Genomic DNA, 9,789 nt, shown 5'->3' with positions numbered 1-9,789 from the left:
GATCAGCTGCCGATACCGGCTCGGGTGGACACCCGAGAGGTGTTTCACCAGATCGCTGAACGGGTCCTCGGCCAGCACCCCGGTTGGGCCATCCTTGAGCGCGCGAACCCGATCGTGAAGGCCCGACTCGCTGAATGGAACCGGAGCTTCAGGGAGGCCCCGGTGGCGATAGTCCTCACCATCGATGCGGAGCACGTCAAACTGGTCGGCCAGCACCTGGATTTCGCGCTGGAAGTCGACTGCCGCAAACCGGCCGTCGCCCAACGAGCCTGGCAGGGTATTGGACGTCGCTGCGAGCTTCACCCCGGCGTCGGCGAGTTCACGCATCAGGCGGGACATCAGGACCGTGTCCCCCGGATCGTCGAGCTCGAACTCGTCGATGCAGACCAGCGCGTACCCGCTGAGCGCCTCAACCGCCCGCCGGAAGGACAGGGCCCCGACGAGGTTTGTGTACTCGACGAACGTGCCGAACGCTTTTTTGCCGGTCGTCGCGTGCCAAAGGGACGCCAGGAGGTGAGTTTTGCCGACGCCGAAGCCGCCGTCGAGGTAGATCCCGGCCCGTGCTGGTGCCTTCTTCGCGCCGAACAGTTTGCGCAGTCCTGTGGGTTCGGGCTCGTTGACCATGTCGGCAAACTCGGACAGGGCTTTCACCGCCGCCGACTGCGACGGCTGGCCGGGGTCAGGGCGGTAACTGTCAAAGGACACGTCGCCGAATCGTGGGGAAGGATAGAACCCGGTCAGAAGCTCATCGACTGAAACTTTGGGGGTCCGCTGGGAAAGCTGCTCGATAGTTGCCACGGTAGGCAAGAATACGGCACAACCGCCCAGACTGCTGGCCCTCCAACACCCCCGGCGACAACGATTGTGGCGTGACGTGAACGGCAGGAAATATTTGTGGGCGCCCGTGGTTAAGCTAGTAGAGACCACAAAACGCCACGAGAAAGGCCTACGGATGTCAGTCGCAGCAGACCCCAATGAGAAGTTCGCTCACTATGCCCACCCGGAACGGCTCGTCTCCACCGACTGGCTGGCGGAGAATCTCGATACACCGTCCCTGGTGGTGGTCGAGTCCGATGAAGACGTATTGCTCTACGACACGGGCCACATTCCCGGTGCAGTCAAGGTGGACTGGCATACCGACCTGAATGACGAAGTGACCCGCGATTACGTTGACGGCACCGCCTTCGCCCGGTTGATGTCGGCCAAGGGGATCTCCCGCGATTCGACAGTGGTGATCTATGGCGACAAGAGCAACTGGTGGGCCGCGTATGCCCTCTGGGTCTTTAGCCTGTTTGGCCACGAGGATGTCAGGCTCCTGGACGGTGGCCGCGATAAGTGGCTAGCCGAAGGCAGGCCAACGACTATCGATGTGCCCGGCGACCAGAGTGTCGATTATCCAGTGGTGGAACGCGACGATGCGCCGATCCGCGCCTACCTGAACGACGTTCTGGATCACCTCGGGAAGCCACTGATCGATGTTCGCTCGGTGGATGAGTACACCGGTGCACGCACCCACATGCCTGCCTACCCCGAGGAAGGCGCGCTCCGCGGTGGCCACATCCCGACTGCCGCATCGGTCCCGTGGGCTCGGGCTGCTGCCGAGGATGGTACCTTCCGGAGCAGGAGCGAGCTCGATGCCATCTACCGGGACGAAGTTGGGTTGAAGGACGACGACGAGGTGGTTGCCTATTGTCGAATTGGTGAGCGGTCGAGCCACACCTGGTTTGTCCTCTGTCACCTGCTCGGGTTCACCAGGGTGCGCAACTATGACGGCTCCTGGACGGAGTGGGGCAACGCTGTGCGTGTCCCCATTGTCAAGGGCACCGAGCGTGGGGAGATTTCGGCACCATGACCACGACACTGCCAGCCAAGCTGGACGAAATTGTCGAGGATTTTCAGGCACTCGACGAGCCTGACCGGCTGCAACTGCTGCTCGAGTTCTCCAGGGGTCTGCCTGAGCTGCCCCGGCATCTCCAGGAGCATCCGGAACTCCTGGAGCAGGTGGTCGAATGCCAGACTCCCCTGTTCCTCAGCGTCGAGATCGACGACAGCGCCGAGAGAATCGTTAGCCTGTACTTCTCGGCGCCGCCTGAGGCTCCGACAACCCGTGGATTCGCTGGTGTGCTCCAAGAAGGCCTTGATGGTCTGCCGTCGGCCGAGATCCTTGCTGTCCCGGACGATGTGCCGGACCGACTGGGATTGACCCGCGCCATCACTCCGCTGCGGATGCGCGGAATGACAGCCATGCTCGGCCGCATCAAACGAACTGTCCGAGCCGGACAGGCTGGCTAGCCCGGAGCCTTAGTTCTTCATGCCGGGCCGGGCACGGCCGTGGAGCACCGGGGTAAGCCAGTTGGCTACGGCCTGCTCCCACTTCACCGGGTCCACATTCCATTCCTTCGTGTGCCGGGCCCGGTGAAAGCGTTCAAAGGTGACGAAGGCAGGGTTGCGCTCGGCGAGTTCGGCCGAGGGTCCGACGGGAACAAATTCGTCATCCTCGCTGTGGATGATGAGTGTCGGGATGGTCAGCTGCTCGGCCCGGGCCACCCAATCCAGGCTCTTCAGGTCGAGTGGGGCTGCCAGACCGGTGGCTTTCCGGCCCGCACGGTTGGTCAGCAGCCACTGGCCGAGCCGGCCAATGGGCGCGGGGATCCGGTTGAGTTGGGCGTGGTAGGCCAGGACCTCGATCCAGTTGACCACCGGGCCGTCGAGGACGAGCGCCCGGATCCGTTGGCGGTGACGGGACAAATCAGCGGTTTGGAGGCAGATGGCGCCGCCCATTGACCACCCAAACAACACCACACCCTCGGCACCGTTTGCCATCGCGTAGTCGATTGCTGACTCGACATCCCGCCACTCAGTCATGCCCAGGCCGTACCGGCCGTCGGCTGCGTGCGGGGCTTCACCGTCGTTCCGGTAGGAGGTCAGCAATGAGGTCAGGCCCAGTGACCGAGCCAGGCGCACGGCGCGTAGGCCTTCCGTGCGTTGCACCCCCCTTCCATGAACCATCACCGCCCACTCCTTCGAGGGCTCCTCGGCGCGGATCAGCCAGGCGGGGGCCACTCCCCCATCAACAGGGACTCCCACCTCCTCATCGGCAAAACCAACCGCTGACGGCGAGGGGAAGACTGCCCCGCTCCACCAGCCCCGCGTTGCACTTGCCAGGTGGCCGGAATACACCGCCTCTACCTCGCGCTGAACGGTTCCCTCACGCGGAACGTAGGACAGGATCCCGCCAATCCGTGCGTGCCCACGGCCGCCGTCGAAGTAGAGACTGTAGGTACCCTCGACAGTTGTGTCATCGTTCGCTGGAAGAATTATCTGCTGGCCGACTCCGGTTCCGATCACCGCAAGAATGTCCAGGTTCTCGTCCCTGCTGCGGGCGGGGGTGACCACTTGGCGCGCGAAGTGGGCGGCCAGACCCGAGGTGGCCGCAACAACAGTAGATCCGACGACGCCGCCTACCCAGACGCCGAATATGGTCCACTTCAGCCAGGCGGCGGTGGTGGACTGTGCCGGCATGGTGGCGGAAATTTTAGGCATACCCCCATTCTCGCCTGAGGGCCCGGGATCTCGACAACCGGGGCGCGAGTGTCGTGCCCGGTGACTCTTGTGCCCGGTGACTATGGCGCAGGGTCCGTGAGCACTAGTCTTGGCTCATGGCCGAGACGATAGTAGTACTGACCGAAGAAAGCCTCAACGACGGGGACGCGAAAAACCTGCTGACTCTCGTGGGGGAGGAACAGGCTACCTTGCTGGTGTTGATTCCCGGTGACCGCCATAAAAATGTGATGGCCGAGTTCTTCCATCATCTGAGCCTGCTGGAATTCTCCGACGCATTCCGTGAGCTGTCCCAGGGGCAGCCGTCTGCCCACGAGTCACGGGTGAGCGCTGAAGCGGCACTCGAATCTTCCCTCCGCGTGGCCCAGGCGCACGGACTGCTTGCTGACGGATTCACTGTCACCGGCAATGCTGTGGAGGCGATGGTGGAGGCTGTTACTGAACATGGCGCCAGTCAGGCGGTAGTCATCACACGACCGCATGCGGTTGCCGACACGCTCCACACCGATTGGGCCAACCAGGCCCAGGACCGGCTAGGGGTGCCCGTGCTGCACCTCTACTCAGGTTCGGGATTTATCGGCGGTTCTTAGGCGTTGAAGAGATCATGAGCACAACCGAACCCCGCGATGTCCCTGTCCAGAAGACCGACGACGAATGGCGCACCGAACTGACTCCTGAGGAGTATCAAGTTCTCCGTCAGGCTGGCACAGAGCGCCCCTATACGGGCGAGTATTACGACACCAATACCAAGGGTGTCTACCAGTGCCGCGCGTGCGGGCACGAACTCTTTACCAGCAACGAAAAATTCGATTCACACTGCGGTTGGCCATCCTTCTGGGCCCCGCTCGCTGAGAACACTGTCCGCTACCTGCACGATCACTCAATGGGGATGCAGCGCACGGAGGTCAGGTGCGCCAACTGCGATTCGCACCTGGGTCACCTGTTTAAGGGTGAGGGGTACGGCACTCCTACCGATCAGCGGTTCTGCATCAACTCGGTGTCAATGAAACTGGCCGAACAGGCCTGACACCCGCCTGGTCGGGAGGTCCAGCAATGCTGAGCCTCCCGACCATCGGCGACCACCACTGACCTAAGAGATACTTACGCTCGCTCCTCTTTTCGATAAGTAAACCTTTTTGGTTGCTACGCTTTCGTCCATGACTTCCATCACCACAGTTCACACCGAGGCGCCTTTCGCCGACGCTCCCGAACGCTCGCAGGCCTGGGAGCAACTCAAGGCAGCCGCCGCACTCCTTCAGACCCTCCAGATCAAGGACGGGTCTGTCCCCGATCCGGCCGACCGCCCGGCTGCCGCAGAATCGGTCGGAGCAATAGTTGCAGCAGTTGAGGCACTCTCGCCATCATTCCCCCATGACGTCGAGTACCTCACCGCCCTGGTTCAGGACTTTCACGCCTGGCGGGCCGCCGATTTCGGCGTTCCTGACTTCCTCAGCTCCCTGCTGCAGTTCCAGCCACAACAGCACCGAATCGACGGGCTCAAGCACCTCGTGGTGTTCCCGATGTACACCCAGAATGGGAGCACTAGCCGGTTGGTCGAAGCAGTGCTGATCGAGGTGCTGTGGCCCGAGTTTATCGCCGATCTGGAAGCCGGCGACTACTCAAACACACTCTTCGTCCCCATTCGCTTCCTTGATTTCACCGCGGGCTACGAGACCAATTCGGCTGTCCTCTTCCCGGAGACAGTTGCAGTGAGCAGGACCCCACACTTCACCTGGGGTGCGATCTTCGCTGACCGGGAGGCAGCACGATTCCGCCGGGTGGTCACCGCGGCAGCCGAGATCACCAAACTCGAGCTGCCCGCCGAAGCTACCGGCCTTCTCGACGACCAGCAGTTGGCTGAACGCACCTTCGTGATGTGGGATCTCATCCATGACCGCACTCATATGCGCGGCGACCTGCCGTTTGACCCCTTCATGATCAAACAGCGCATGCCCTACTTCCTCTACTCGCTCGAGGAACTCAGATGTGACCTCACTGCCTTCCGCGAATCGGTGAAGATCGCCCGGGATGAATCTGTCTCAGACGAAACCCGCCATCATGCGCGACTCGTCCAGTACGCAGTCATCTTCGACCGGATCTTCCGCTTCTCCATCACCGGCAGCAGGGTGCGCAACTATGATGGCCTGGGCGGCCAGCTTCTGTTCGCGTGGATGCATCAGCACCATGTGCTGCACTGGACCGACAGTCGCCTGAGCATTGATTGGGCTGAGGTGCCCGACGTCGTCATTGCCCTCGGCGAGAGGATCGAACAGCTGTACTGGCGGTCGATCGACCGGCCCAAGACTGCCCACTGGCTTGCCGCCTACCAACTGGTCACTGAGACAGTGACGCCGCACCCGGCATCGGTCTGGGCCAAGGGTCCGGATGCGCTTGACCTGACCGGCCCGCCCCGTGGGTTGACCGACGCAGTCCTCGACGATGAGTTCCCCCTGTCGATGTTCTTCGAAGCGCTGGACCGCAAGATGAAAGCAGTGATCGAGTCGACCGCGGGCATCACCGGGACCGCTGAGTGAGCAGCGCGTCGCCAGCACTCGACGGACTAACTGTGGTCGTTGCCGGCGCCGCCAGCGCCTCAGGCATAGCCTGCGCCAGCCTGCTGAGCCGGCACGGTGCCGCTGTGGTGGCTATCGGGTCGCACGCAGGCCGGCTTCAGGATGCGCTGGGTCACCTCGACGGCGTCGACCTCAGAGTCTGCAACCTGACCGATGCCCCGGCAGTCACTGACCTGTCCCACTTCCTCGCCGCCGACTACCCGTCGCTCGATGGCCTGATTCATCTGGTGGGCGGCTGGCGTGGCGGCAGCGGAATCACCGGACAGACGGACGACGACTACGAACTGCTCCATACCAGCGTGCTCACCACCTTGCGGAACACCACTCGTGCCTTCTATCCCTCACTCCTCGCATCGGCCAGGGGGCGGGTGGCCATCGTGTCCTCCACAGCCGTGGACAGCCCGACGGCGGCAGCCGCCTCCTATGCGGCGCTTAAGTCGGCCGCGGAAACCTGGACCCGGGCGGTGGCCGACGGATTCCGGCGCGATCGGGAAGCGGCCGGTGACAACACCGCCCCGAGCGCGGGTCAGACATCGGCTGCCACCATCCTCGTGGTGAAAGCCCTCGTCGACGACGCGCTGCGGGCCGCGCATCCGGAACGAAAATTCCCCGGCTACACCCATGTCGATGATCTGGCGGCGGCAGTGGTTGGTCTCTACGCCGCCGAGGCGCAAACGGTCAACGGCCAACGCATCATCCTGTCCAGCTAGGGCCAACGCTACCGCGCGGCGGCGTCCTCGCCGCCCCAGGCCGTAGCGTAAAACTGCGGGGAAAGTGAGCTCACCAGCTCGGCGTAGTGACTGGGCTGCAGCGCCTGCGCTGAACTGACCGGGACACGCGAGGCGAAGGCGGAAAGACCCAGCCCGGCCTCCTGACCCGAGAGCGTCAGGCCGGCAGCTTCCAGGATCGTCGGGTACATGCTCAGCTGGTCCACGCGGGGGCGCAGGTCGCCGCTCCCGTCCTCACCCGGGACCCAGATCCGGTTGAAGATGGTGCGGTTGTTGTGGTCCGTCAATTCTGCCTGGAAAGCATGGCCACCTCCTATCTGCTTGAGATGGTCGCCCATAATCACCACGGCAGTGTCCCCGAGATAGCCCTGCTGCTTCAGGTGGTCCACAAATCCGGCCACCTGGGTCATGGAGCAGGAAAACGCGGCGGTGACTTCGCTCTGCGTATCCACGGTGCAATAGTCGTAAATGTGCACCGGCTCGTGCGAGTCCAGGGTCAGCATCGACAGGTTAAATGGCTGACCAGTCCTCTCCGCCTCGGCGTGCAGCTCGTCGACCTCATCCTTAGCGCGCGCCAACAGGCGTTCATCGCTCAGACCCCAGTCGCTGCGGAAGGCCTTTTCCGGCTCGCCCGCGGCACGCCAGTCGGGGAGGTCCTTCACCTCCGAGTAGCCGTGGCCGCCTAGAAAGACGTCTTTCGCGGCGAACGAGGCATTGGCGCCGCCAAGGAAGACGTTCGTGTAGCCGTGCTCACCCAGGACATCGCCCAGGCAGGTCACCCCTTCGAGGTACGTCTGGACCTTTCCGCCGAGCGCGTTGTAGGCACCGCCGCCCGAACTGGCGCCAATACCCTTGAGCGGGATGCCGCACTGCGTCGAGGTGATCCCGGACATGGTCCAGCCGCCGCCCTCGTACTGCTTCAGGTTCTCGACGCTCTGCCAGCCGTCCGACGCCTTCGTGGCCTCCTTGAGAGGAGCAAAAACATCCTTCTCGAAAAGCTGGTCGTCCGAAAGGGTAGCCTCGCCGGACTCAAGATAGATCAGCACCAGGTTGCGCTTGTTCGTGTCGCTGGTGATGGTCGGCTCGACATAGAAGTCGCCGACGTCGTACTCCGAGTTCGCCGCCGCGAGGTAGTCCGCGACGCCTACCGTGGCGGCAAAGGCGGTGGTACCACTGACGACGACCGCGGCCACCAGGGTAGTGGAGACGGTACGCATGATCCACAGCGGGCGAAGGGGCCGCCCGCCGTCGCCATCGCGGCGGCGCTTACGGTGCCGGGAATACTGCCACAGCGCGATCCCCACCGCAACGACCAGGGGTGCCACACCGATCCCGAGGATGCTGATCCAGACGATTGGCCCGCCCCCGCCATCGGTTTCCACGGCGACGATGTTCAGGAACAGCTGATTGACTGAGATCTCGCCCCAGGAGAGGCGGATGATGACGGCAGCCATGAGGAGGGCGAGCCCCACTCCGATCAGGAGGTGGACCGCAATATGTCCCACGACGACGCCGGTCCGTCGGGTCACGCGAAGCGTACGGCCAAGCATGGCACTCCCTGCCTTCCGCATACCTGGATGTTCGATGAACACCCGTGCTACCAACCCGTTCTCGAGCCAACCAAAGTTACACTACCTTTTTACGCCTCGTTCAACACGCGTTCAGGTGTTGGTGGCGAATAGTTAACCGAAGCGCAAAGTCACAACTGGTTCCAGTATCAGTCGGAGCTTCAGGCGGAAACGCTGTGCAGACCCACCGCCTAGGTGATAATTGAGAAGTGACTGAAACAATTGCGCCCTCTGCCTCCCTCCACAACCCCAATGTTCGCGGATTCGCGTCAGATAACTACTCTGGAGTTCACCCGGAGGTATTAGCTGCTCTAGCCGCCGCAAACGGCGGCCACCAGACGGCCTACGGCGAGGACGTCTACACGCACCGCCTGCAGGAACTGATGCAGGAACACTTCGGTGCCGGTACCGAAGCCTTTCCGGTCTTCAACGGGACCGGAGCCAACGTCCTGAGCCTGCAGTCCCTGCTGCCGCGGTGGGGTGCAGTGATCTGCGCTCAAACGGCCCATATCAACAAGGACGAGAACGGGGCGCCCGAACGCATCGCCGGAATCAAACTCCTCGCCGTGCCAACCCAGAACGGCAAACTCACCCCGGAACTCATCGATCTGGAGGCCTGGGGCTGGGGCGACGAGCACCGGGCCCAGCCGCTGGCCGTGTCCATCACGCAGACCACCGAGTTGGGGACGCTCTACACGGTTGCGGAGATCAGGGCGATCGCCGACCACGTGCACGCCCTCGGCATGCATCTGCACATGGACGGGGCGCGGATCGCCAACGCCGCAGCAGCCCTCAATCTGCCGCTCCGCGCCTTCACGAGGGACGCGGGAGTCGACATCCTTTCCTTCGGTGGCACCAAGAACGGCCTGATCTTTGGAGAGTGCGTAGTGGTTCTGAACCCAGACGCGGCCACCGGCCTCACCTACCTCCGTAAAATGAACATGCAGCTCGCGTCCAAGATGCGTTTCATCTCGGCACAGCTCATCGCCCTCCTTGAGGATGGGCTGTGGCTTCGTTCGGCAATCCATTCCAACGCCATGGCGGCACGCCTGACCGCGCTGGTCAAGGAGATTCCCGGGGTGCAGCTCACCCAGCAGACCGCCGCGAACGCAGTCTTCGCCGTCCTCCCCCGCGACGCAGCGAACCGGGTTCGCGAGCAGTTCAAGTTCTACGACTGGGATGCCGCCACCGGCGAGGTGCGCTGGATGTGTTCCTTCGACACCACCGCCGACGACGTTGACGCCTTCGCCGAGGCGATCCGCCGGGAAACAGCCGCCGCCGGGCACCGCGCCTAGCAGCAATGCCGGCCGCGGGTGCACCGGCCCCACCCGGCGGGGCGGGACCGGTGCATCGGCGAGC

General features: G+C 63.2%; 10 protein-coding genes. 7 read left to right on the top strand and 3 right to left on the bottom strand.

Going from position 1 to position 9,789, the window contains the following annotated elements; translation table 11 throughout:
* A partial coding sequence (zapE, locus tag Y703_RS18515) for a cell division protein ZapE (RefSeq protein WP_081743441.1) occupies positions 1-798 on the bottom strand: 798 nt, incomplete at its 3' end.
* 154 nt (positions 799-952) lie between these two features.
* Here zapE and Y703_RS0107135 point away from each other — a divergent pair.
* Both Y703_RS0107135 and Y703_RS0107130 read left to right on the top strand, forming a co-directional pair.
* On the top strand, positions 953-1,852 hold the full coding sequence (locus tag Y703_RS0107135; protein WP_026552157.1) for a sulfurtransferase: 900 nt from the start codon (positions 953-955) through the stop codon (positions 1,850-1,852).
* Positions 1,849-2,292, top strand: coding sequence for a SufE family protein (locus tag Y703_RS0107130; protein WP_026552156.1), 444 nt, complete (start codon positions 1,849-1,851; stop codon positions 2,290-2,292). Before Y703_RS0107135 ends, Y703_RS0107130 begins: the two co-directional genes overlap by 4 nt.
* 9 nt (positions 2,293-2,301) lie before the next feature.
* Here the strand turns inward: Y703_RS0107130 and Y703_RS0107125 are convergent, their stop codons facing one another.
* Positions 2,302-3,543 carry an alpha/beta hydrolase family protein gene (locus Y703_RS0107125; protein ID WP_051427382.1) on the bottom strand — a complete coding sequence of 414 codons (1,242 nt, stop codon included), beginning with the start codon at positions 3,541-3,543 and terminating at the stop codon, positions 2,302-2,304.
* Between the two features lie 116 nt (positions 3,544-3,659).
* Here Y703_RS0107125 and Y703_RS0107120 point away from each other — a divergent pair, with 116 nt between their 5' ends.
* The 4 genes from Y703_RS0107120 to Y703_RS21985 all read left to right on the top strand — a co-directional run bounded on the left by Y703_RS0107120 (position 3,660) and on the right by Y703_RS21985 (position 6,844).
* Positions 3,660-4,151 carry a hypothetical protein gene (locus tag Y703_RS0107120; RefSeq protein ID WP_026552154.1) on the top strand — a complete coding sequence of 164 codons (492 nt, stop codon included), beginning with the start codon at positions 3,660-3,662 and terminating at the stop codon, positions 4,149-4,151.
* A 14-nt stretch (positions 4,152-4,165) separates the two neighbouring features.
* Positions 4,166-4,588 carry a peptide-methionine (R)-S-oxide reductase MsrB gene (msrB, locus tag Y703_RS0107115; protein WP_026552153.1) on the top strand — a complete coding sequence of 141 codons (423 nt, stop codon included), beginning with the start codon at positions 4,166-4,168 and terminating at the stop codon, positions 4,586-4,588.
* A gap of 130 nt (positions 4,589-4,718) precedes the next feature.
* Entirely contained in the window at positions 4,719-6,095 is a 1,377-nt protein-coding gene (locus Y703_RS21990) for a DUF6421 family protein (RefSeq protein ID WP_026552152.1), read from the top strand.
* Positions 6,092-6,844: an SDR family oxidoreductase gene (locus tag Y703_RS21985; protein ID WP_026552151.1), complete on the top strand. Its 753-nt coding sequence runs from the start codon at positions 6,092-6,094 to the stop codon at positions 6,842-6,844. The genes Y703_RS21990 and Y703_RS21985 overlap by 4 nt, the downstream gene beginning before the upstream one ends.
* Before the next feature lie 8 nt (positions 6,845-6,852).
* Here the strand turns inward: Y703_RS21985 and Y703_RS0107100 are convergent, their stop codons facing one another.
* Positions 6,853-8,412, bottom strand: coding sequence for an LTA synthase family protein (locus Y703_RS0107100; protein ID WP_035764201.1), 1,560 nt, complete (start codon positions 8,410-8,412; stop codon positions 6,853-6,855).
* Between the two features lie 227 nt (positions 8,413-8,639).
* Between Y703_RS0107100 and Y703_RS0107095 the strand changes: the two genes are divergently transcribed.
* Complete coding sequence (locus Y703_RS0107095) at positions 8,640-9,725, top strand: threonine aldolase family protein (protein WP_026552149.1); 1,086 nt, start codon at positions 8,640-8,642, stop codon at positions 9,723-9,725.
* Positions 9,726-9,789: the final 64 nt, after the last annotated feature.

Origin of the sequence: Arthrobacter sp. H20, from assembly GCF_000520515.1 — a bacterium.
In the GTDB taxonomy this organism is placed as follows: domain Bacteria; phylum Actinomycetota; class Actinomycetes; order Actinomycetales; family Micrococcaceae; genus Arthrobacter_D.
Note: the sequence above shows the minus strand (reverse complement) of the source record. Positions and strands in the feature narration are given on the sequence as shown.

What these genes read in the sequence shown, in the direction of transcription:
- Y703_RS0107135 (WP_026552157.1), top strand. Translation starts at nt 953, where the DNA reads ATGTCAGTCGCAGCAGACCCCAATGAGAAGTTCGCTCACTATGCCCAC.
- Y703_RS0107130 (WP_026552156.1), top strand. Translation starts at nt 1,849, where the DNA reads ATGACCACGACACTGCCAGCCAAGCTGGACGAAATTGTCGAGGATTTT.
- Y703_RS0107125 (WP_051427382.1), bottom strand. Translation starts at nt 3,543, where the DNA reads ATGCCTAAAATTTCCGCCACCATGCCGGCACAGTCCACCACCGCCGCC.
- Y703_RS0107120 (WP_026552154.1), top strand. Translation starts at nt 3,660, where the DNA reads ATGGCCGAGACGATAGTAGTACTGACCGAAGAAAGCCTCAACGACGGG.
- msrB (WP_026552153.1), top strand. Translation starts at nt 4,166, where the DNA reads ATGAGCACAACCGAACCCCGCGATGTCCCTGTCCAGAAGACCGACGAC.
- Y703_RS21990 (WP_026552152.1), top strand. Translation starts at nt 4,719, where the DNA reads ATGACTTCCATCACCACAGTTCACACCGAGGCGCCTTTCGCCGACGCT.
- Y703_RS0107100 (WP_035764201.1), bottom strand. Translation starts at nt 8,412, where the DNA reads ATGCTTGGCCGTACGCTTCGCGTGACCCGACGGACCGGCGTCGTCGTG.